Raw genomic sequence first — 22,869 nt, 5'->3', positions numbered from 1 at the left:
CCCGGCCTGATCGCGGCGCTGAAGGAACAGACCGCCGAGACCCGGCGCGCGGCCTAAGCAAGCCTGGCCGGGGCATTAAGGAAGTTAGACCATGACAACCAAGACCGAGACCATCGAGGGCACCGTGGCCGAATACGTCACCGCCGTGATCGGCGGGCAATTGTTCGGCCTGCCGATCTCGCGGGTGCAGGACGTGTTCATGCCGGAACGGCTGACGCGGGTGCCGCTGTCCTCCGCCGAGATCGCCGGCGTGCTCAATCTGCGCGGCCGCATCGTCACCGTGGTCGACATGCGCGCCCGGCTCGGCCTGCCGAAGAACGACGACGGCAAGCCGCCGATGGCGGTCGGCGTCGACCTCCGCGGCGAGTCCTACGGCCTTCTGATCGACCAGATCGGCGAGGTGCTGCGGCTGCCCGATGCGAGCCGCGAGGAGAACCCCGTCAACCTCGACCCCCGCATGGCGAAATTCGCCGGCGGCGTGCACCGCCTCGACGGCCAGCTCATGGTCGTCCTCGACGTCGATCGCGTTCTCGAACTCGCGCCGAAACAAGCCCTCGCGGCGTAGCACTGCTCGCCAAGCAAGGAGGCCAATAATGAAAACCTGTCTTGTTGTCGATGACTCCAGCATCGTGCGAAAGATCGCGCGCCGCATCCTGGAAGAGCTGGACTTCCAAATTACTGAAGCCGAGGACGGCGAGCAGGCGCTTGAAGCCTGCAAGAGTGCCATGCCCACGGCAGTTCTGCTCGACTGGAACATGCCGGTCATGGACGGTTACGAATTCCTCGGCCATCTGCGCCGCCTGCCCGGCGGTGACGCGCCCAAAGTGGTGTTCTGCACCACCGAGAACGGCATGGATCATATTTCCCGCGCGCTGCATGCCGGCGCCAATGAATACATCATGAAGCCTTTCGACAAGGACATCGTCGCGGCAAAATTCCAGGAAGTCGGCTTGGTCGCGCTCCCGGAATAGAGCCCGATCTAAATCTTATCGCTTGTCCTTGAGAGGCTCCCGTGACCCCGCCAGACTATGAATATCTGCGTAAGCTCCTGAAGGATCATTCCGGTCTCGACCTGTCCGCAGACAAGCAATACCTGATCGAAAGCCGCCTGCTTCCGCTGTCGCGCAAATGCGGTGTGTCGGGCATCGGCGAACTCGTGCAGAAAATGAAGGGCGGATCGGCATCGATCATCGCCCAGGTGGTCGAGGCCATGACCACCAACGAGACCTTCTTCTTTCGCGACAAGGTGCCGTTCGAACACTTCCGCGATACGATCGTGCCGGAGCTGCTGAAGGCCCGCGCCGGCCGCAAGAGCATCAGGATATGGTGTGCCGCCGGCTCGACCGGCCAGGAGCCGTATTCGCTTGCGATGTCGCTGAAGGAGATGGGCGCGGCGCTTGCCGGCTGGCGGATCGAGATCATCGCGACCGACCTGTCGCAGGAAGTGCTCGAAAAATCGAAGTCGGGCGTCTACAGCCAGTTCGAGGTCCAGCGCGGCCTTCCGATTCAGCTTCTCGTCAAATATTTCAAGCAGAACGGCGAACTGTGGCAGATCAGCCCGGAGCTGCGCGGCATGGTGCAGCATCGCCAGCTCAATCTGCTGCATGATTTCTCCCAGCTCGGCACCTTCGACGTCATCTTCTGCCGGAACGTCCTGATCTATTTCGATCAGGATACCAAGATCAATATCTTTGGCCGCCTCGCCAAGGCAATGGAAGGCGATGGCTTCCTGGTGCTGGGGGCGGCGGAAACGGTCGTCGGCCTGACCGATGTCTTCAAGCCGTTCCCGGACAAGCGCGGCCTCTATCGGCCGAGCGGTGCGCGTGCCGCATCTCTGCAGGGCGCAGCGGCAATGCCAAAAATCGCGGTAATGGCAGGACGGTGAGCGATGACAGAGGGCGGCAAGGGCACGGAGCGAGTTACGTTCAGCCGCGGCTATGATGTCTGCATCATGGCGATCGACGGGACCTGGCGCAGGGACTGCCAGCTCAACGCGATCTCGGACACCGACGCCGAACTGACTGTGGAAGGCTCCATTCAAGGCCTCAATCTCAAGGAGTTCTTCCTGCTGCTGTCGTCGACCGGCCTCGCCTATCGCCGGTGCGAGCTCGTTCGTGTCAACGGCACGGAAATGGACATCCGCTTCCTGAGAGGCAAGCACAGCAAGAAAAAGTCAGGCGCGTCGTCAAAATCCGAAGAGGCGATGAGCTGAAGCGGATGGTGCTGCGGGGGCCAGGCATGCATCGCGGCCGCGGCCGTTGTGTAGCGGGGAGATACGTCGTCAAGCGCGATGACGTTGATGGAACTCTCGGGAGCGCCGGACGAAACTTCCCCGGCAATCATTTGTTCAATTAGTCGCAGGCTATTCTTATAGATGTGCGTTGCTACTTGTGCGCTAAGCCGTGGTCCCGTACAAATACGGTCCGGTATGAAGTGAATACCGTTATCCGAGTGTGCGTCACATCAACCACGCATGGACGATGGAACATGGCTGAAAAAGCCCCCTCCCGCGGGGAAATTTTCGTAGTCGATGACGATCCAGCCGTTCGCGACACGCTTTCGATGGTGCTGTCGGCAGCCGGCTATCAGGTCATCTGTTTCGCCGACGGCGCCGCGCTGCTGGCTGTTGCACGAACGCGGACGCCAGCCTGCATCCTGCTCGACGTGCATATCCCCGGCAAATCCGGCCTCGATATTCTGAAAGAGCTTCATGGTGAGGATTACCCTGCACCGATCTTCATGGTCTCGGGGCAGGGCGATATCGCCATGGCGGTCAGCGCCATCAAAAACGGCGCGCTGGACTTCATCGAAAAGCCGTTTCGCGGCAGCGAAATCGTGGCAAGACTCGATGAGGCGGTCGAGGCCTATGCTCGCCGGCAGGCGCAAAGTACGTCATCGCGCATCGCGACCCTGCATTTTCCGGGACGGGAACCGCTCACGCGACGGGAACGCGAGGTGCTGGAGCAGTTCACCGCCGGCGCTTCGAACAAGGAAGCGGGGCGACATCTCGGGATCAGCCCGCGCACGATTGAGGACCACCGCGCCAATATCATGAAGAAACTCGGCGCGCGGAATGCCGCCGACCTGGTTCGCATCGTGATGACCACCCAGCGACAGGGCCAAATCTAATCCAAGGCTGATCGAGACTGATCGCAGGCAGGCCGGCTCCGGCGCGGCCTTGCGCTGGATGCAGCGCCGCCGTTGCCATCAATCGGTGAGCGCTTTGCGGATCATGATCGCCATATCCGATTTCCGATAGGGCTTGGCGAGCAGCAATACGCCTTCGTCGAGTCGCCCGTGATGAATGATGGCATTCTCGGTATAGCCCGAGGTGAACAGTACCCTTAGTCCGGGCCTGGCCTTCGCTATCTCGTCGGCGAGCTGGCGGCCGTTCATGCCGGGCATGATCACGTCGGTGAACAGCAGATCAAACGGACGGCCGGTATGGACCAACGCGAGGGCTTCAGTGGCGTTCGCCGCATCCAGCGTGACGTAACCGAGTGAATGCAGTTGCGCCAGCACATAGTCGCGCACCAGCTTGTCGTCCTCCACCACCAGAATTGTTTCATGGCCGCCCTCGACAGCGGGCGCCAGCGTAGCCTCGGCGGCCGGCAATGCGCCCGTGGCCGGCGGCAGATACATCTTGATCGTCGTGCCATGGCCTTCTTCGCTGTAGATCATGATGTGGCCGGCCGATTGTTTGATGAAGCCGTACACCATGCTCAGACCGAGGCCGGTACCTTTGCCAGGTCCCTTCGAGGTGAAGAACGGATTGAACACCTTGTCGAGCATCGCGGCCGGAATGCCGGTTCCGGTATCGCTCACCGCAATCATGGCGTAGCGTCCGGGCCGGACGTCGCTGTGCATCCTCGCATAATTGTCGTCGAGCATGACGAAGCCGGTTTCGATGATGAGCTTGCCGCCATTGGGCATCGCGTCGCGGGCATTTAGCGCCAGATTGAGGATCGCGGTGGCGAGTTGATTGGGATCGACGATCGCAGGGCACGTTTCGTCGTCGAACACGGATTCGATCTCGACATGCTCGCCGAGCGTCCGCTGCAGCAGTTTCGCCGTGTCGATAATCAGCGTGTTGACGTCGGTTACCTTCGGCTCCAGCGGCTGCTTGCGCGCGAAGGCGAGCAGGTGCTGGGTGAGGTCGGCGCCGCGTGAGGCCGCCTCGTCGATCATTCGCGTGATGGCGGCAAGCTGCGGGTCGCCCTTGACGGCATCGGCCAGAATTTCGATCGTTCCGGTGATCACCGTCAGGATATTGTTGAAGTCGTGCGCGATGCCGCCGGTGAGCTGTCCCATCGCCTCCATCTTCTCGGCCTGCCGGATCCTGTCCTCGGCCGCGATCTGGTCGGTGAGGTCGCGCATGAAGCCGTTGAACACGAATCCATTGCGCCGCCGAAGCGCGGTAACGCTGAGCTCGACCTTGATTTCCTTTTCGTCTCGCCGCATCGCCTCGATTTCGAAGCGGCGGTCGAGGATGGCGGCCTCGCCGGTGCGCAGAAACCGCTCCAGGCCGGCCTTGTGGGCGGCGCGATGGACGTCGGGAATGATCAGCTCGCTCAGCTTGGTGCCGATCGCTTCCGCGCGCGGCCAGCCGAATATCTTCTCCGCCTGCGAGTTCCAGTCGGTGACGATGCCCTGATCGTCCATCTGCACGAAGGCATCGAGCGCGGTGTCGATAATGCCGCGCGCGAGCTGTTCGCTTTCGCGCAACGTCTCTTGCGCCAACCGGCCCTCGGTCATATCGCGGCCGACGAAGAAGAAGCGCTTGACCGGCTCGGACCATGTCCCGAGCCATGACAACCACACCTCTCGTCCGTCCTTGTGAATGCAGCGGGTATCGGACATCTTCGGGCGCTGCCCGCGCCGTGCTGCCCGCATTTCCTGACGCGAGGTCTCGAGGTGGTCGGGGTGGATAAAATCCTCGCCGCTGCGGCCGATCATTTCTTCTGGCCGATAACCCAATATGGCCTCGCAGCTCGGGCTGATCTGAACCAGGAATCCTCGGGAATCCATCACCATGATCAGATCCTGCGAGGTCTCGAAGATGCGGCGAAGCTCTTCGGTCTGTTGCCGCAGCACCTGCCTGGTCTTGTTGGTCTCGGTGATGTCGCGTGCCACCTTCGAGATGCCGATGGTCGCGCCTGAGGGGGCCTTGATCGGCGATACGCTGAGCGAGACTTCGATCCGGCCGCCATCCTTTTTCAGGCGGACGGTTTCATGTTGCTCGATGCTTTCGCCCGAGCCGATCCGGCGCAACGTGTCATGCACCTCGGGTAGCCGGTCCATCGGAACGAGAAGCGTGATGTTCTTGCCCACAGTTTCCGCAGCCGCGTACCCGTACAGCCGCTCCGCGGCCGAATTCCAGCCGGTGATCGTGCCATCGAGCGACGTCGTGACGATGGCGTCACTGGAGGATTCGACCGCTGCGCTGAACAGCCGTTCCCGTTCGGCGTGATGATCGCGCGCAGCTATGGTGCGGCGATGCTCCTCGACCTCCTGTTGGAGCGCTGCGGTTTTTACATTGATCTCCTCGATCGCGTACGCGAACGCCCGCGCGAGCACGCCGGTCTCGCCGCGCGCATCGACCGGGATGGCCGCCTTCCCTTTGGCCACGCCTTGAACGGCTTCGGTCAGCCGGACGATCGGCCGGGCCAGCGACCTCGCGATCAGCAGCGCCAGCACTGCTGCGCACAACACCGCGATCGCCCCGACCAGAAGCGAGGTATTTCGGATGCTCGCAGCCGGCGCCATGATCACGGCGTTGGGGGTAGTTTCGATGACCCCAACCCATTCGGAACCGGCCAGGACGGCGGGAGCAAACGCGATCCCGTTGGACCGCCCAGCTTGGTCCGCAACGATTTCGGCGCTGCCTTGCTTTGCTCCGGCCTGCGACGCCAGATGCGGGAAGTCAGCTTTCCAGTCGTTGGGTTTGCCGAGCAACAGGCCGAATTCGCGCGACCGGTCGGGGTGAATGAGATAGTCGCCCTGCCGGTTGACGACGTAGATCGTCTCGCCCGGCCACGCCGATGCTCTGATACGGTCGAACGCGCGCCGCATGTCGACATTGATCATGAAGATGCCGAACGGTTTGTCGTCGGTCGTGAAAATCGGCGTCGCGACGCGGATTGTCGGCCGGTGCACCTCTTCGATCAGGCCGTTGAAGCGGCCGAGATCGAGCGGCGAGACGTAGAGCTGTTTATGACCCAGCCGGATCGTTTCCTGGAAATAGCCGCGATCGCCTCGCTTCTGCAGGCCCGCTTCAGGGACGATCCGAACCGTGCCGTTCGGTCCATTGCGGTCGACGCGGACCAGCTCGCGGCCGTCGTCGTCGAGGCCGATAATCCGAAACATCGCGTATGTCGGCTTGGCTTCGAGTTCCGCCGCGAAACGTGACGCTATCCGGTCGCGCCAGATCTTTTCGGAGACGCCATCGACCGGATCAATGCCGCCCGCCTGGCGGGCACGGACCAGCCCGTGCAGCGCCACCGCCGAACGAAAGCCCGCAACATCTCCGGTCGCGCTCGCCGCATAATATTCTAGATCGGTCGCGAGCTGCCGTGAATGCGTCTCGATGCGGTCGCGCGCACGCTGCAGGAGCGCCTGTTCCAGGTTGTGATAGCTCAGCCATCCGACCGCGGTAACCGCGATCGCGACCAACGCAATCATCGCGATGGCTAGCCTGGTTGTGAGCGTCATGTCGGTGTTCGCTCGCCCTCCCGCTCCAATCCAGCAATCCACCGGACGAATCGGATGCTATGGCGCATTACGGGAAGGACGCAACACGGCGGGGCGTGGCGGCGAGCCACGTTCGGCGGCTTCCAGGCAGCCTGTGACGGCAGCCAGAAGCTCGGCCGGCCGGAACGGCTTCCGCAGACTGGAAATCGCCCCGAGCTTGGTCGCCATGGTCAGGGAGTCGGGCGCCGAGTCCGGTTCGGGCGAGATCGGCCGGCCGGAAATGACGATGATCGGCATGTGCGGCCGCTGCTGGCGAACCATCCGCATGGTTTCAAATCCGTCCATTCCAGGCATAAAAATGTCGAGGAACAGCAAATCGAAATCTCCGCTCTGGCACAATGCCAAGCCCTGTCGCCCGTCACCGGCGGTGACCACATTATGCCCGGCGCGCTCCAGCAGCAGACGGATGGTCACCTGTACCGCCACATCGTCATCCACGACGAGTATCTTCGCCAAATTAAGAGGTTCTCCGGGCCCCGCTGGAATCAAGTCGCGGCAGGCTGCAAGTTTTGCCGAATCCTCGTATTGCCGCAACTGCTCCAGCGGTAGGCACGTTCCGGTTGGGCGGTCAAAAAAGCCGGTGCAAAATGCCGGTGTCCGCATGCTGCCGGGCAGACAGATCCGGAACCCCGCGGAGATGTCGTAGCAGTCAGTTGCTCAGATATTCCGGATAGCGCGAGCGGATTTGGTCGAGCTCGCTCAGTGTTCCCGACAAATGGGTACGCAGGTGCTTCTGCGCCTCTTCGGGTTGGCCGGCCTCGATCGCTTTTGCAATCAGCTTGTGATGCCGCAGGATATCCTGCGCCTTGCCGGGGGAGGGCAGATGCAGCCGGCGCAGCCTGTCGATATGTCCGCTGCGGCTGCGCACCAGCGACCAGATGTCCTGCTTGTCGGTGGCGGCGTAGAGCTGGGCATGGAACTCGTTGTCGGCGGCCATGAATTTTTCGAAGTCGCCGGCTTTCACGAAATGCTGTTGGCGGACGATGGTCGCATGGAGCTCGGCCGTGAAGGCTTCGTCATGGCGCATTGCCAGCATGCGGACAATTTCTAGCTCGACCGCCTGCCGCAGGAAATGCGCCTGCTGCGCCAGCCGCACGTCGACCCGGCTGACCACCGTGGCATATTGCGGAAAGACGTCGACCAGCCCTTCCTCCTCGAGCCGCATCAGCGCATCGCGGATCGGTGTCGAACTCACTCCGAACTGTCCGGCCAGCGCAGCGCGCGATAGCGGCGATCCCGGCGGCAGCTCCAGCGAAATGATCATGCCGCGCAGGCGCTCGAACACCTGCGGCGCGGCCTGACGATCGCGATCGAGCCGATTGGCGGAGCGCGGCACGGTCCGGCGGGAAACGATCTGGGATGCAGCCATCGAACGAACCGGCCTTATAGAAGGCGCTTGCTTCAAATGCACTAATACATTAGTGCATTTCCATCGAAGCGTCAATGAAACGCCGGAGGAGATGCACATGAGAAACAGAATGTGGAGCGCCTGCGCGGGCGCCGTCGTGGCACTTGCCATGGTGCTGCCGGGCTCTCAGGCAGCAGCCCAGCAGAAGACGGAGATTTCGCTGTCGCGGCAGCCGGGCATTTTCTACATGCCCTCGCACATCATGGAAAAACACAAGCTGATCGAGAAGCACGCAGCTTCCCTCGGCGTGTCTGGCGTCACCACCAAGTGGATCAACTTAAGCGGCGGCGGCGCACAGACCGACGCGCTATTGGCAGGCAGCGTCGATATCCTCAACACCGGGACCGGCAATCTCTTATTGCTGTGGGACCGCACCCGCGGCGGCGTCAAGGGCATCGTCGCCACCTCGGCGCAGCCGATGACGCTGATCAGCCGCGATCCGAACATCAAGTCGATCAAGGATTTTGGTCCGAACGACAAGATCGCCGTGCCGACGGTGAAGGTCTCGACGCAGGCGATCGTGCTGCAGATCGCAGCAAGTGAGACCTTCGGCGCCGACCAGTGGTCGAAGCTCGATGCCAGCACGGTGCAGCTCGGCCATCCCGACGCCTATGTGGCGATGACCAATGCCCAGCACGAGGTCCGCAATCATTTTGCGATCCCGCCGTTCACCTTCCTCGAACTGAAGAATGTGCCCGGCGCGCATGTGGTGTTGTCGTCGCCCGACGTGATGGGCGGGCCGCTCAGCCAGGCGCAGTTCTTCACCACGACCAAATTCGCCGACGCCAATCCGAAGATCGTGCAGGCCGTGCGCGACGCCACCAAGGAAGCGCAGGATTTGATCCGCGGCGACACCAAGGCCGCGGTTGAGATCTACAAGGAAGTCACCGGCGACAAGACTAGCGTCGAGGATTTGCTGGCATGGCTGAAGGAGCCCGGCATGATGGAATGGAACCTGCAGCCGCAGGGCACCATGAAGTTCGCCACCCATCTGCACAAGGTCGGCACGCTGAAGACCATGCCCAAGGCGTGGACCGATTATTACCTGCCGGTCGCGCACGACCTGAAGGGCAATTGATCGACATGGCAGCGCTTCTCGACGTCAGTGACGTAACACTGCGCTACAAGACCTCGAGCGCGGTCGTGACCGCGACCGAGCGGGTCAGCTTCACGGTCGATCGTTCCGATCGCTTCGTGCTGCTCGGCCCCTCCGGTTGCGGCAAGTCGACCCTGTTGAAGGCGGTCGGCGGCTATATGAAACCGAGCGAAGGCAAGATGCGGATCTCGGGCCGGGAAATATCCGAGCCCGGAGCCGACCGCATGATGATCTTCCAGGAGTTCGACCAGCTCTTGCCGTGGAAGACGGTGCTCGAAAACGTGATGTTTCCGCTGCTGATGACGCGGAAACTGCCGCGCAAGGAAGCGGAGATGCGGGCGCGGGCCTACATCGAAAAAGTCAGCCTCACCCGCGTCGTCGATGCCTACCCGCACACGCTATCCGGCGGCATGAAGCAGCGCGTCGCGATCGCGCGCGGCATGGCGATGGAGCCGGATATTCTTTTGATGGACGAGCCGTTCGCAGCCCTCGATGCGCTGACGCGGCGAACCTGCCAGGACGAACTGCTGCAGCTCTGGGCAGAAACCAAATTCACCGTCCTGTTCGTCACCCATTCGATCGCGGAGGCGATCAAGATCGGCAACCGCATCCTGCTGCTGTCGCCGCATCCCGGCCGGGTCAAGGCCGAGGTGATCGACGTCGACAAGGTTTCCGGCGAAGACGGCAGCGCAGCGCGGCTGGAAAAGCAGATCCATGATCTCTTGTTCGCCGACGCTGTCACGGCACACTAAAGGGAGCGCGCGATGGGTGAGGCCAGGATTCTGTTGCGCGATGCCGCCGAACTGACGGCGGCGGTGCCGGCCGAGGTCGAGCGCAAGCTGACGGTGCTGGAGCTGTTGTGGAACGACGGCTTTGTGCGCAAAGCCGTGATCATCATCTTCCTCGCCGCGGCCTGGGAGACCTACGGCACCATCCTGAACAATCCGCTGCTGTTCCCGACCTTCCACGACACCATCGTCACCATGTTCGACAAGGTGCGCGACGGCACCATTCCCTTGCGCGCCTGGGCGTCGCTGAAGGTGCTGTTCATGGGCTATGCCGCCGGCATTGCGCTCGCCGCCATTTTCACGATTCTCGCGATCTCAACCCGGATCGGCACGGATTTCCTCGAAACCATCACGGCGATGTTCAATCCGTTGCCGGCAATCGCGCTGTTACCGCTGGCGCTGATCTGGTTCGGTCTCGGTAACGGCAGCCTCGTCTTCGTGCTGATCCACTCGGTGCTGTGGCCGGTCGCGCTCAACACCCATTCCGGCTTCAAGAGCGTCTCGAACACGCTGCGCATGGTCGGCCGTAATTACGGCCTGCGCGGTTTGCCCTACGTATTCCGCATCCTGATTCCCGCAGCCTTCGCCTCGATCCTGACGGGCCTGAAGATCGGCTGGGCGTTTGCCTGGCGTACGCTGATCGCCGCCGAACTGGTGTTCGGCGTGTCGTCGGGGCAGGGCGGCCTCGGCTGGTTCATCTTCGAGAACCGCAACTTGCTGGATATCCCCGCCGTGTTCGCCGGCCTGTTGACCGTGATCGTCATTGGCCTGATCGTGGAGAACCTGATCTTCCGCACGATCGAGCGCAACACCGTCCAGAAATGGGGGACGCAGTCATGAGCAACAAGAAGAACCCTGCTGATCTCCGCAGCGCGCGCTGGTTCGCGCCTGATGATCTCCGCGCCTTCGGCCACCGCTCGCGCGCCATGCAGATGGGCTACGCGCCGGAGGAATGGAACGGCCGGCCAGTGATTGCGATCCTCAACACCTGGTCGGATGCGCAGCCCTGCCACATGCATTTCAAGAGCCGCGTCGACGACGTCAAGCGCGGCATCTTGATGGCGGGCGGTTTCCCGATGGAACTGCCGGCGCTGTCGTTGTCGGAATCGTTCCTGAAGCCGACCACCATGCTCTACCGCAACATGCTGGCGATGGATGCCGAGGAACTGCTCCGCGGCCATCCGGTCGATGGCGTGTTGCTTATGGGTGGCTGCGACAAGACCACGCCCGGCCTCCTGCTCGGTGCCACCAGCATGAACCTGCCGACGATCTATCTGCCGGCCGGGCCGATGCTGCGCGGTAACTGGAAGGGCAAGACGCTGGGTTCGGGCTCGGACGCCTGGAAATACTGGGACGAGCGCCGTGCCGGAAAAATCTCCGACAAGGACTGGGTCGACGTCGAGGCCGGCATCGCCCGCAGCTACGGCACCTGCATGACGATGGGCACGGCGTCGACCATGACGGCGATTGCGGAATCGATCGGCATGACGCTGCCGGGCGCGTCCTCGATTCCCGCCGCCGATGCCGGCCACATCCGCATGGCCTCCGAATGCGGCCGCCGCATCGTCGAGATGGTGTGGGAGGACCTGACGCCGGACAAGATCCAGACCCGAAGGGCCTTCGAGAACGCGATCACGGTCGCGATGGCGATGGGCTGCTCGACCAATGCGATCATCCATCTGATCGCGCAGGCTCGCCGCGCCGGCCAGGACATCGGGCTCGACGATTTCGAAAAAGCCAGCCGCAAGGTGCCTGTGATCGCCAACGTGCGGCCGAGCGGCGACAAATATCTGATGGAAGATTTCTTCTACGCCGGCGGCTTGCCGGGCCTGATGAGCCGCATCAAGCAGCATCTGCATCTCGACGTCATGACGGCCACCGGCGAGACGCTCGGCGAAAACATCGCGCGTGCCGAAGTCTATAATGACGACGTTATCCGCACCGTCGAGAATCCGATCTACAAGGAGGGCGCGCTTGCGGTGCTCAAGGGCAATCTCGCGCCCGATGGTTGCGTGATCAAGCCGAGTGCCTGCGAGCCGCGCTTCCTCAAGCACACCGGGCCCGCGCTGGTGTTCGACGATTACCCTTCGCTGAAGAAGGCGATCGACGATCCCAATCTCGACGTCACGGCGGATCACGTGCTGATCCTGCGCAATGCGGGTCCGCAAGGAGGGCCGGGCATGCCGGAATGGGGCATGCTGCCGATCCCGACCAAGCTGGTGAAGCAGGGCGTGCGCGACATGGTTCGGCTGTCGGATGCGCGCATGAGCGGCACCAGCTACGGCGCCTGCATCCTGCACGTCTCGCCGGAATCCTATATCGGCGGGCCGCTGGCGCTGGTGCGAACCGGCGACAAGATCACGCTCGACGTCAACGCCCGTACCATCAATCTCGATGTGCCGGAGGCGGAGCTCGCAATGCGCCGCGCCGAGTGGAAGGCGCCGCAGCCACGTTACGAGCGCGGCTATGGCTGGATGTTCACCCGCCACATCAAGCAGGCCAATGAAGGCTGCGATTTTGATTTTCTGGAGACCGGATTTGGGGCTCCGGTCGAGGAGCCGCCGATTTATTAGCCACCGTCGTTCCGGGATGGTCCGAAGGACCAGACCCGGAACCTCGAGATTCCGGGTTCGATGCTGACGCATCGCCCCGGAATGACACCAAACAAAAAGCATCACAGGGGAGGACAACCAATGAACATCACTCGACGTAACTTGCTCGAAGGCGCCGGCGCCGCTGCCGCCACGACGCTGCTCGCGCGCACCGCCCTCGCGCAATCGTTCCCGTTCACGCCGAACCAGCGCTATCCCGATCCGGCGGTGCAAATCCTCGATCCGAGTTTTGCAAAGTACCGGATCTATTCCTCGACCATTGAGCAGGTCGCGACCGGCATGCGCTGGGCCGAAGGGCCGGCGTATTTTCCTGAGGGTGGCTATCTCCTGTTCTCCGATATCCCCAACAACCGCATCATGAAGTTCGACGAGAAGACCAACCAGACCTCGGTCTTCCGCGCCAATGCCAATTACGCCAACGGCAACGCCCGCGATCGTCAGGGCCGCCTCGTCACCTGCGAGCATTCGGTCACCCGTCGCGTCACCCGCACCGAGAAGGACGGCAAGATCACCGTGCTGGCCGACAAGTTCGAGGGCAAGCGGCTCAACGCGCCGAACGACGTCGTGGTGAAATCCGACGACACCATCTGGTTCACCGATCCCTTGTTCGGCATCAACGGCGAGTGGGAAGGCAAAAAGGAAAAGCCCGAGCAGGCGACTACCAACGTCTATCGCCTGACCAAGGACGGCAAGCTCACCGCCGTGATCACCGACATCGTCAATCCCAATGGCCTAGCGTTCTCGCCGGATGAGAAAAAGCTCTACGTCGTGGAATGGAAGGGCACGCCAAACCGCAGCGTCTGGAGCTTTGACGTCAACGAGGACGGCACGGTGGGCAACAAGACCAAGCTGATCGACGCCGCGGATCAGGGCGCGCTCGACGGTTTCCGCGTCGACCGCGACGGCAATTTGTGGTGCGGCTGGGGCTCCAACGGCGCGCTGCAGCCCGAGCCGACGGAGGTTGGCGGCCGCCGGGTGTATCAGCTCAAGGGCAAGCCAGAGGATCTCGACGGCGTGATGGTGTTCAGCCCGGCCGGCAAGCCGCTAGCCCACATCCGCCTGCCGGAACGCTGCGCCAATCTCACCTTCGGCGGCCCGAAGAACAACCGCCTCTACATGACGAGCTGCCACTCGGTCTATGCGCTGTATGTGGAAGCGCACGGGGCGGTGTGATTGATGTTGTCATTCCGGGATGGTCCGAAGGACCAGACCTCAGATGCGCAATTGCGCATCGGGGAATCTCGAGATTCCGGATTCGCTTGCTGAGGCGAGCGCTCCGGAATGACGACCCAGAAAGCGAGAACACAATGACAAAACTGAGCGACGCCACCCGCAATAAACTCAAAACCGTCTCCACGGCCACCGTCGCCACCGCGCTGTTCAAGCGCGGCTTCCGCATCCAAATGATCCAGGATGTGCACCCCTTAGGCCCCAATCAGCCGGTGCTGGTCGGCGAGGCCTTCACGCTGCGCTACATGCCGGCGCGCGAGGACCTCAACAAGATCGACGTGTTCCGCGACCGCTCCCACCCGCAGCGCAAGGCGATCGAGGATTGCCCGCCGGGCGCGGTGCTGGTGATGGACAGTCGCAAGGACGCCCGCGCCGCGTCCGCCGGCGCCATCCTGGTGACGCGGCTGATGCAGCGCGGCTGCGCCGGCGTCATCACCGATGGCGGCTTTCGGGATTCGGCTGAGATCGCAAAGCTCGGCTTCCCCGCCTATCACCACCGCCCGAGCGCGCCGACCAATCTCACGCTGCATCAGGCGATCGAGATCAACGTGCCGATCGGTTGCGGTGACGCGCCGGTGTTTCCGGGCGATGTCATCCTCGGCGATGCCGACGGCGTGATCGTAATCCCCGCGCATCTGGTCGACGAAATCGCCGACGAGGCGGTCGAGATGACGGCGTTCGAGGATTTCGTCACCGAGCAGGTCCAGAACGGCCGCGGCATTTTCGGGCTCTATCCGGCGACCGATCCGCAGACGCTGACTGATTTCGCGGAGTGGCGAAAGAAGAATGGGCGTTAACTGCGTGCCCCGGACGCAGCGCAGCGCAAAGCGGTGCGCTGCAGAGCCGGGGCTTATGCGTTGGTGGGTCCCGGCCCTGCGATGCAGCGTTGCACGCTGCACCGCGTCCGGGACACGAGCGCCTCACACCTCCGCCTTCTCCGCCAGCCCCACCGCCCATAGCGCAAACGCATAGGCGATCGCGACTTCATCGAGCCGGTTGAACCGGCCCGACGCGCCGCCGTGGCCGGCGCCCATGTTGGTGCGCAGCAGCACCGGACCGCCACCGGTCATGGTCGCGCGCAACCGCGCGATCCATTTCGCCGGCTCCCAATAGGTGACGCGCGGATCGGTAAGGCCGCCCATCGCGAGCACAGCGGGATATTCCTTCGCCGCGATATTATCGTAGGGCGAGTACGACAAGATGGTGCGAAAATCCTTTTCGCTCTCGATCGGGTTGCCCCATTCCGGCCATTCCGGCGGCGTCAGCGGCAGCGTGTCGTCGAGCATGGTGTTGAGGACGTCGACGAACGGCACTTCGGCGACTATGCCGGCGAACAATTCGCCGGCCCGGTTGGCGCTGGCTCCCATCAGCATGCCGCCGGCGCTGCCGCCATGGCCGACGATGCGCTTGGCGCTGGTGTACTTTGCCTCGATCAAGGCGCGCCCGGCGGCAGCGAAATCATCGAACGAGTTCGTCTTCTTCTCGCGCTTGCCGTCGAGATACCAGCCCCAGCCTTTGTCCGCGCCGCCGCGGATATGCGCGATCGCATAGACAAAGCCGCGATCGACCAGCGACAGCCGGTTGGTTGAGAACGACGCCGGCATCGCCATGCCGTAGGAGCCGTAGCCGTAGAGCAATAGCGGCGCGCTGCCGTCGCGCACGAGGTCCTTGCGGTGCAGGATCGAGACCGGCACTAACGCGCCGTCATGCGACGTCGCCATGATCCGCGTGGTGACATAGTCGGCCGGGTCATGCCCGGACGGTATCTCCTGCCGCTTGCGCAAGACGCGCGTTCGCTTCGCCATGTCGTAGTCATAGACTTCCGACGGCGTCGTCATTGACGAATAGGAAAACCGCAGATTGGTGGTCTCGAACTCGTAGCTGCCCATGGTGTCCAGCGAATACGCCGCCTCGTCAAAGGCGATGGCATGTTCCTCGCCGTTACCGAGATCGCGGATAATGATCGCGGGCAGCGCATTGGCGCGCTCCAGCCGCACCATGTGGCCAGCATAGAGTTCGACGTCGAGCACATAGATGCCGGCGCGATGCGGAATCAAATCGCGCCAGTTGGCGCGTTCGGGCGAGGCGAGCGGCGCGGTGACGACCTTGAAGTCGATCGCGTCATCCGCATTGGTTAGAATGAACAATTCATCGCCGCGGTCGGCGATCGAATACTGTACGCCTTCTTCGCGTTCCGCCACCAGCCGCGGCGGCGCTTCGGGATTGGCGAGATCGATCAGCCGCTGTTCCGAGGTCTCATGATCGCCGCCGGCGATCACGCAGAATCGCCCCGAAGAGCTCTCGTGCAGATGGGTGAACCAGCCGGAATCCTTTTCTTCATAGATCAGCGTATCGTCGGCTTGCCTGGTGTCCATCCGGTGCCGCCACACCTGCATCGGGCGATGGTTGTCGTTGAGTTTGACATAGAAGAAGCTTTGGCAATCCTTGCTCCAGACGATGCCGCCATCGGTCTCCTCGACGAGATCGTCGCGGTCGATCCCCGTCTCCCAGTCGCGCACGCGGATCGAGAAATATTCCGAGCCGTTGGTATCGGCACTCCACGCGTGCAGCCTGTGATCAGGTGAATGCCGCGCGCCGCCGAACTTGAAATATTCATGGTCCTTGGCGAGGGCATCGCCGTCGAGCACGATTCTTACCGCGCCGCCATCACGCTGCGTGCGGCCGAACATTTCATGCTGCCCGCCCTCGCGGAATTTTCTCAAATAGGCGAACGGGCCGTCCGGCGACGGCACGCTGGAATCGTCCTCCTTGATCCGTCCGCGCATTTCCGCGACCAGTTTCTTCTGCAGGACGGCGGTGTGGCCGAGCAGGCTCTCGGTGTAATCGTTCTCGGCTTCCAGATATTTGCGGATGTCCGGGTCGAGGATCGAGGGGTCGCGCAGCACTTCCTGCCATTTCGGGTCCTTCAGCCAGGCATAGTCGTCCTGCACGGTGGTGCCGTGCGTAGTAAAAGTATGCGGCCGGCGCGGGGCGACCGGCGGCGAGAGGGCGGGCTTTTTGGCGGCGGCTTGTGTCACGCGGTCCTCGTATGGCTCAATGATTGTGCCTTATATCGGGGCGAACGGCCGGATTACCAGATGCGATCCGTAGGGTGGGCAAAGCGAAGCGTGCCCACCATTCCGTGCGGGATGCTTGATGGTGGGCACGGCGCCAGAGCGCCTTTGCCCACCCTACGGGTCCGGTTGCTAACTATTCCGCAACTTCGCCCCGGCGCCGCCGCCGAACATCGGGATCCGGTTCACCGCGAGCACCACCGCAAAGGTGATCACCAGCATCGCGATGCCAAGCACCGAGATCGCGGCGAGGTCGCCGCTTTCGTTTAGGTCGTAGATCAAAACCGACAGCACCTTGGTCTGCGAGGTGAACAGCACGATCGCCGCGGACAATTCCCGCATCACGCCGATGAAGATGAAGCACCAGGTCGCGATCACGCCGGTGCGCAACAAGGGTGCCGTGATCTGCCGCAGCGATTGCAGCCGGCTCGCGCCGAGAATGCGGCTGGCGTCCTCCAGTTCGGGATGAATGGTCGCGAACGCCGCCTGCAATTGCTGATAGGCCGACGGCAAATTGATGGTGAGAAACGCCAGCAGCAGGATCCACAGCGTGCCATAGAGCACGAAGGGCGGCCGCGTGTAGCTCAAGAATAGTCCAACACCGAGCACGATGCCGGGCACGGCCACCGGGGCGGTCGCGAGAAAGCCGAGCATGCGATGGCTCGCGATCACGCGGCGGGTCGTGACATAGGCGGCCACGAGCGCGAGAACCGTGCCGATCGTCGCCGTCGATGCACCCAGGATCACCGTGTTCTTCAGGGCAAGCTGGGTCGACGACAATTCGGTGAACACGAAGACGACGTTGTGCAGCGTCGCCGTCGACGGCGTCACCAGCGTGGTCGCGTTCGGCGAGAACGCCGCGTTGAGCAGCGCGAAATAGGGCAGGAACACCGGGTTAAGCAGCACGAGGAGGCAGAACGCCAGCGCGGCCCAGCGCCATGGCCCCATTTCGATCGGCCGCGGCGGGCCGTATTTGCCGCCGAGCACGGAGTAGCCGCGGCGGCCGAGCAGAAATTTCTGGCCCTGCAGCAGCAGGATCGTCAGCAGCAATAGCGGCACGGCGGCGGCAGCAGCTAGTTCGAGCTTTGGCGGATACTGGAACAGGCTCCAGATCTTCGTCGTCATGGTATGGAAGCCGGCCGGCAGCGCCAGGATCGCGGGCGATCCGAACAGCGTCATCGCCTGCAGGAAAGCGATCAGCGCGCCGGCGACCAGCGCCGGCAGCGCCAGGGGAATCGTGACGCGCCGCGCCGTGGTCCAGGCCTTGCCGCCGAGAATGGCGGAAGCATCTTCCAGCTCGCCCGGCATGTTGTCGAGCGCATTGGCGACCAGCACGAACACAAAGGGGAAGGTGTAGCAGGAGATCACAAAGATCAGCCCGGTCAGCGAATAGATGTCGAACAAGGGATCTTCGGCACCGGTGAGGTAACGATAGAGCTGATTCAGCATGCCGCTGTTGGGCGCCGCCAGCAATTCCCAGGCAACCGCGCCCAGAAACGGCGGTGTCACGAAGGAAGCCGTCACCAGCGCGCGGATGATCTGCCGTCCCGGCATGTCGGTGCGCGACACTAGCCAGCCGATCGGGGCGGCGACAAGGCAGCAGGCCACCGCGGAAGTGGTGGCGATGATCGCCGTCGTCAGCAATGGATCGAGGAAAGCGGGGTCGGTGAATAGCGTGACGAAATTCTGCAGCGTCGGATGTCGCGCCTTGTCGGTGAAAGCGAAAACCATCAGCCACGACAGCGGCAGCACGATCAGCACAATCATGAAGGCCGCGAACAGCCACAGGATGGGGCGGGTGAGGTCGATGCGAGATTTTGGGGCGTCGGTGGCGATGGTGGTCATTTGATCCGCGAGTCAGCTATCTCCCTCATCCTGAGGAGCGGCGTCTTCGCCGCGTCTCGAAGGATGAAATGGCGCGATGGTGGCCTCATGGTTCTCCCAGCGATGCGAAGCATCGTCCGGAGACGGCGCGGAGCCTGTCATCGGGCCGCGCTTCGCGCGGACCCGTTGGCGCCTCATCACCATGAGGGTCTAAACCCTGAGCAGCGGCGCATGTTGCGTCTTGAAAGCTTTCGTTTCCTCATCGCGTCCTCCCGTCTCGTTTCGTGGCTATCGGCTCAGCGCCCGGCAGCGTTCGGGCGGCAGCGTCAGCCAGACCTCGCTGCCCTTTTGTACGCTGGTTTCGGTCGGCGTGATGGCGCGCAAACTGGTGCCGTCGGCCACCTCGACCATGTAGTCGCGCACCGCGCCAAGATAGACCTGCCGCGTGACGACCGCTTTGATCGCATTCTCTGGTGATGCGGGCGCCTGCGTCGAAAGCCCGATATCGTGCTGGCGGATCGCGACAACGGCGTCCTGGCCTGCCGTGAGCGGTGCGCCGGCCACCTTCAGCGTCGCGCCCGCGAAGGCAACATGGTTGGCGTCGCGCGCGGTGCCCTTGATGACATTGCTGGCGCCGATGAAGCGGGCGACGAATTCGGACTCCGGCCGTGCGTAGATGTCTTCGGGCGTGCCGAGCTGGTCGATCCGGCCGCCGTTCATGACCGCGATCAGGTCGGCCGTGGTCATGGCCTCGGACTGGTCGTGGGTGACGTAGACGGTGGTGTAGCGATATTCGTCGTGCAGGCGGCGGATTTCGAACCGCATCTCCTCGCGCAAATTCGCGTCGAGATTTGAGAGTGGCTCGTCGAGCAGCAGCGTCTCGGGCTCGACGATCAGCGCGCGCGCCAGTGCCACGCGCTGCTGCTGCCCGCCGGAGAGCTCGCCGGGATAGCGCTGCGCCAGTGCCTCGAGTTTTGCCGTGACCAGGATCGCCGCCAGCTTCTTCGCGATGGTGTCGCGGTCGAGCTTGCGCAGGCGCAGGCCGTAGACGATGTTTTCGGTCACCGTCATATGCGGCCACAGCGCGTAGCTCTGAAAGATCATCGACATGTTGCGCTGTTCGGGCGGCAGCGTGCGCGCGCGTGACGACACCAGCCGCTCGCCGACATGGATCTCGCCGTCGGAAGGTTCCAGAAAGCCCGCGATCAGCCGCAGCGTGGTGGTCTTGCCGCAGCCCGACGGCCCCAGCAGGCAGACCAGTTGTCCGTGATCGATTTTCAGCGAGACGTTATCGACCACCGCAAGTGAGCCAAATCGCTTGGTCAGGCCGCGTAAATCAACGGACGCCAATCGCCTCACTCCCACTCTTGTTCTTGCACGGATCAGCGCCCGGCTTGGTATGCCAGTATACGCACGAATGCGGGTTCGAAAAGAGAGTTGAGTTGGGAAAGGATGTTGTCGTCCCTGCGAACGCATGCGTTCGCAGGGACCCATACGCCGCGGCCCGCGGAAATGGCACTACGTGAGACGGCTTCTTCTCACAACAAACAGTCGTGGTTATGGGTCCCTGCGTTCGCGGGGGCAACAGGCTCTACGCCTCGACGTTTTCTCCGAGATACTCGATCGCGGCCTCGGTTCCGCCCTTGCCATGGGGAATGCCGAGCGCGTTGAGGCCGACCTCGACGACGCCGAGCGTGCCCAGGATCATCGGCGCATTTACGTGGCCCATATGGGCGATGCGGAACGCCTGGCCGGACAAATCGCCGATGCCGGTGCCGAGCACCACGCCGCATTTCTCCTTGCAGTAGCGCTGCAGCGCGGCCGGATCGTAGCCGTTCATGGTCACCGTCGTCACCGTGTTTGAGCGCTCATTGGCCTCCGCGATGTTGAAGCCAATAACCTGGCCCTCGCTCCAGACCGCGACCGCGCGGCGCACCGCCTCGGCGAGCAAACGATGGCGCTGGAACGCGTTCTCCAGCCCTTCCGTCTGCAGCATATCGATCGCCTTGCGCAGCGCGAACAATAGATGCACCGGGGCAGTGCCGGCATATTTGCGGTAATGCTCGCTGCCCTCGCGCTCGGTCCAGTCCCAATAGGGCGTGCGCAGGTTGGCATTTTTATGCACCTCGCGGGCGCGGTCGTTGGCGGCGACAAAACCTAAGCCGGGCGGCGTCATCAGGCCCTTCTGCGAGCCGGACATCGCGACGTCGATACCCCAAGCGTCCATCTCGAACGGCATGCAGCCGAGCGAAGCCACGGTGTCGACCATGAACAGCGCGGGATGCCCGGTCGATTTGATCGCCTTGCCGATCGCCTCGATATCGTTATAGGCGCCGGACGCAGTATCGACCTGCACGGCGACGATGGCCTTGATGGTGTGGTCCTTGTCTTGCCGCAGCCGCGCCTCGACCTCGCTCGCGCGGATCGCGCGGCGCCAGTCGCCCCTGAGCACCTCGACCTCGGCGCCCATTGCAGCCGCCGCCTGGCCCCAGCCGATCGCAAACCGTCCGCTTTCCAGGACCAGCAGCTTGTCGCCACGCGACAACACGTTGGACAGCGTCGCTTCCCACGCGCCATGGCCGTTGGCGATGTAGATGTAGGATTTGCCTTTGGTGGCGAACAGCTTTGAGAGATCGGCGAGCAGGCTTTCGGTCAGCTGCACCATCTGGTCGGAATAGATGTCGAGCGCCGGGCGATGCATCGCTTGCAGCACTTCGTCGGGCATGGTGGTAGGTCCCGGGATGGCCAGAAATTCCCGGCCCGCACGAACGGTCATTTTTTGGTTTTCCTTAATTGTAGAACGTCAGGGGAGCGGTATCGGTCGAAGGTCGGCATAATATTGGATCGCAGCCGTCATTGCGAGCGCAGCGAAGCAATCCAGAGGCGCAAAAAGAGTTGATTGCTCTCATTGCTCCGCTCTCCACAATCATCGCAGGTCATTTCCCCACAGCATTCGCGATCGCGCGCCAGATTTGATCCTTGAGCTCGGTCGCCGGCGGGCTCGGGATCGTCAGCGCAGGTCCCTCGCGCTTTCGGCAGGCCTCGACCAGCCGCAGCACCCAGATTTCGCCGTCGGTGTAATAGGCGTCGCCGCCGCCGTTCCGCCCTGCGATCGTGGGACCGATGCCGGTGACTTGGTATTTCGCGTCCACCATGCCGGCATTTTCCAGGTCAGTCGCAAGCAGCGCGCGCTCGGCGTCGAGATCGGGCGAGATGTGGTGCGTGACGGCGGCGGTGTATCGGCTGACGCCGACGCCGCGATCCTCCGTCGCAGCTCCCAGCCAGACCGGTCGCTTTTCCTCGCCGCTCTCCAGCACCTTCCAATAGCGCACATGGTTGCGGCGGTCGGCGCTGGCGCCGATCGGTTTTTCATAGGCAAGATCCTCGCGGCGACCGAGGTAGTAAAGGTTGCTCACCGGCGCCTCCTTGTAGGGGCGATCGAGCAGCACGCTGCCGATGATCTCGATCGAGGATTTCAGCGTAATCCGGTCGGCCGGATACCAGCCCGCAGCATGCATGGCGCAGACCACATCGCGCTGGTCTCCGATCAGCCCGACATTCATGGGATCGCCGGGAATGCCCTGCGCGGTGCGCGTCACCATCGGCATGCTGGTCAGTCCGCGCTGATGCTCGTAGTGAGTCCAGAAGCCCGGCAGCACCAGATAAGCGAGCAGGCCGTAACCGCCGAGGATGACGAGTGCGAGCAACATCGCCCGCCGCCAGCCGCTGCGTCGTTGCCGCATTCGCTTTTCGATGCGTTGATCGGGCATCGTCGTCGAGACTCCCTCTCCCCGTTCTTACGGGGAGAGGGTTGGGGTGAGGGGCTCTCTCCGCGAGTTCGACAATTTGATAGACCTGTACCCCCTCACCCGGATCGCGAAGAGCGATCCGACCTCTCCCCGCAAGCGCAGGGCTGTCCGGGGAAGATCAGCCATAGCAGAACTCCATCTGGTTTGGGGAGGTTGGAGGTTTGCGAATGCTGGGATTGATGGGTGGGGGCTTGTCGATGGTGGCGATGGATCGACGGGTGAACAGGAACTGGCTGACGAGTTCGGCCAGCCTGAGCGGCAGCATGGTGATGCAGTTG

The 22,869-nt window shown here is 62.9% G+C and carries 19 protein-coding genes; 11 read left to right on the top strand and 8 right to left on the bottom strand.

What is annotated here, in order from left to right; translation table 11 throughout:
* Positions 1-91 precede the first annotated feature (91 nt).
* The 5 genes from YUO_RS0136475 (at position 92) to YUO_RS0136455 (ending at position 3,129) form a co-directional block, all read left to right on the top strand.
* On the top strand, positions 92-565 hold the full coding sequence (locus tag YUO_RS0136475) for a chemotaxis protein CheW (RefSeq protein ID WP_028351570.1): 474 nt from the start codon (positions 92-94) through the stop codon (positions 563-565).
* Between the two features lie 28 nt (positions 566-593).
* Positions 594-971: a response regulator gene (locus YUO_RS0136470; protein ID WP_028351569.1), complete on the top strand. Its 378-nt coding sequence runs from the start codon at positions 594-596 to the stop codon at positions 969-971.
* A gap of 41 nt (positions 972-1,012) precedes the next feature.
* Positions 1,013-1,885 carry a CheR family methyltransferase gene (locus tag YUO_RS0136465; protein WP_028351568.1) on the top strand — a complete coding sequence of 291 codons (873 nt, stop codon included), beginning with the start codon at positions 1,013-1,015 and terminating at the stop codon, positions 1,883-1,885.
* Positions 1,886-1,888: 3 nt separating this feature from the next.
* Positions 1,889-2,212, top strand: a complete 324-nt coding sequence (locus YUO_RS0136460; RefSeq protein WP_028351567.1) for a hypothetical protein — start codon at positions 1,889-1,891, stop codon at positions 2,210-2,212.
* Positions 2,213-2,487: 275 nt separating this feature from the next.
* Positions 2,488-3,129 (top strand): response regulator transcription factor, encoded by a 642-nt coding sequence (locus YUO_RS0136455; protein ID WP_028351566.1) that lies wholly within the window; start codon positions 2,488-2,490, stop codon positions 3,127-3,129.
* A gap of 78 nt (positions 3,130-3,207) precedes the next feature.
* Here the strand turns inward: YUO_RS0136455 and YUO_RS0136450 are convergent, their stop codons facing one another.
* The 3 genes from YUO_RS0136450 to YUO_RS0136440 all read right to left on the bottom strand — a co-directional run bounded on the left by YUO_RS0136450 (position 3,208) and on the right by YUO_RS0136440 (position 8,119).
* Positions 3,208-6,711: a PAS domain S-box protein gene (locus YUO_RS0136450; RefSeq protein WP_028351565.1), complete on the bottom strand. Its 3,504-nt coding sequence runs from the start codon at positions 6,709-6,711 to the stop codon at positions 3,208-3,210.
* A 57-nt stretch (positions 6,712-6,768) separates the two neighbouring features.
* Positions 6,769-7,206, bottom strand: a complete 438-nt coding sequence (locus tag YUO_RS43105; protein ID WP_035728459.1) for a response regulator transcription factor — start codon at positions 7,204-7,206, stop codon at positions 6,769-6,771.
* A 193-nt stretch (positions 7,207-7,399) separates the two neighbouring features.
* Positions 7,400-8,119 carry a GntR family transcriptional regulator gene (locus tag YUO_RS0136440; RefSeq protein WP_035728455.1) on the bottom strand — a complete coding sequence of 240 codons (720 nt, stop codon included), beginning with the start codon at positions 8,117-8,119 and terminating at the stop codon, positions 7,400-7,402.
* A 109-nt stretch (positions 8,120-8,228) separates the two neighbouring features.
* Between YUO_RS0136440 and YUO_RS0136435 the strand changes: the two genes are divergently transcribed.
* The 6 genes from YUO_RS0136435 to YUO_RS0136410 all read left to right on the top strand — a co-directional run bounded on the left by YUO_RS0136435 (position 8,229) and on the right by YUO_RS0136410 (position 14,681).
* Positions 8,229-9,236: an ABC transporter substrate-binding protein gene (locus tag YUO_RS0136435; RefSeq protein WP_051379849.1), complete on the top strand. Its 1,008-nt coding sequence runs from the start codon at positions 8,229-8,231 to the stop codon at positions 9,234-9,236.
* A gap of 5 nt (positions 9,237-9,241) precedes the next feature.
* Positions 9,242-10,006, top strand: coding sequence for an ABC transporter ATP-binding protein (locus YUO_RS0136430; RefSeq protein ID WP_028351562.1), 765 nt, complete (start codon positions 9,242-9,244; stop codon positions 10,004-10,006).
* 12 nt (positions 10,007-10,018) lie between these two features.
* Positions 10,019-10,882, top strand: coding sequence for an ABC transporter permease (locus YUO_RS0136425; RefSeq protein WP_028351561.1), 864 nt, complete (start codon positions 10,019-10,021; stop codon positions 10,880-10,882).
* Positions 10,879-12,615 (top strand): L-arabinonate dehydratase, encoded by a 1,737-nt coding sequence (gene araD, locus YUO_RS0136420; RefSeq protein WP_028351560.1) that lies wholly within the window; start codon positions 10,879-10,881, stop codon positions 12,613-12,615. Before YUO_RS0136425 ends, araD begins: the two co-directional genes overlap by 4 nt.
* Before the next feature lie 120 nt (positions 12,616-12,735).
* Positions 12,736-13,827 (top strand): SMP-30/gluconolactonase/LRE family protein, encoded by a 1,092-nt coding sequence (locus tag YUO_RS0136415; RefSeq protein WP_028351559.1) that lies wholly within the window; start codon positions 12,736-12,738, stop codon positions 13,825-13,827.
* A gap of 134 nt (positions 13,828-13,961) precedes the next feature.
* Positions 13,962-14,681 (top strand): ribonuclease activity regulator RraA, encoded by a 720-nt coding sequence (locus tag YUO_RS0136410; protein ID WP_028351558.1) that lies wholly within the window; start codon positions 13,962-13,964, stop codon positions 14,679-14,681.
* A gap of 123 nt (positions 14,682-14,804) precedes the next feature.
* Here the strand turns inward: YUO_RS0136410 and YUO_RS0136405 are convergent, their stop codons facing one another.
* The 5 genes from YUO_RS0136405 to YUO_RS0136385 form a co-directional block, all read right to left on the bottom strand.
* Complete coding sequence (locus YUO_RS0136405) at positions 14,805-16,922, bottom strand: S9 family peptidase (protein ID WP_028351557.1); 2,118 nt, start codon at positions 16,920-16,922, stop codon at positions 14,805-14,807.
* A 168-nt stretch (positions 16,923-17,090) separates the two neighbouring features.
* Positions 17,091-18,803, bottom strand: a complete 1,713-nt coding sequence (locus YUO_RS0136400) for an ABC transporter permease (protein WP_028351556.1) — start codon at positions 18,801-18,803, stop codon at positions 17,091-17,093.
* Positions 18,804-19,070: 267 nt separating this feature from the next.
* Positions 19,071-20,141: an ABC transporter ATP-binding protein gene (locus YUO_RS0136395; RefSeq protein WP_235782949.1), complete on the bottom strand. Its 1,071-nt coding sequence runs from the start codon at positions 20,139-20,141 to the stop codon at positions 19,071-19,073.
* A 232-nt stretch (positions 20,142-20,373) separates the two neighbouring features.
* On the bottom strand, positions 20,374-21,558 hold the full coding sequence (locus tag YUO_RS0136390; RefSeq protein WP_028351554.1) for a pyridoxal-phosphate-dependent aminotransferase family protein: 1,185 nt from the start codon (positions 21,556-21,558) through the stop codon (positions 20,374-20,376).
* Positions 21,559-21,718: 160 nt separating this feature from the next.
* Entirely contained in the window at positions 21,719-22,552 is an 834-nt protein-coding gene (locus YUO_RS0136385) for an LssY C-terminal domain-containing protein (protein WP_028351553.1), read from the bottom strand.
* Positions 22,553-22,869 lie beyond the last annotated feature (317 nt).

It is taken from the genome of Bradyrhizobium murdochi, assembly GCF_000472965.1.
Classification (GTDB): Bacteria; Pseudomonadota; Alphaproteobacteria; order Rhizobiales; family Xanthobacteraceae; genus Bradyrhizobium; species Bradyrhizobium murdochi.
Note: the sequence above shows the minus strand (reverse complement) of the source record. Positions and strands in the feature narration are given on the sequence as shown.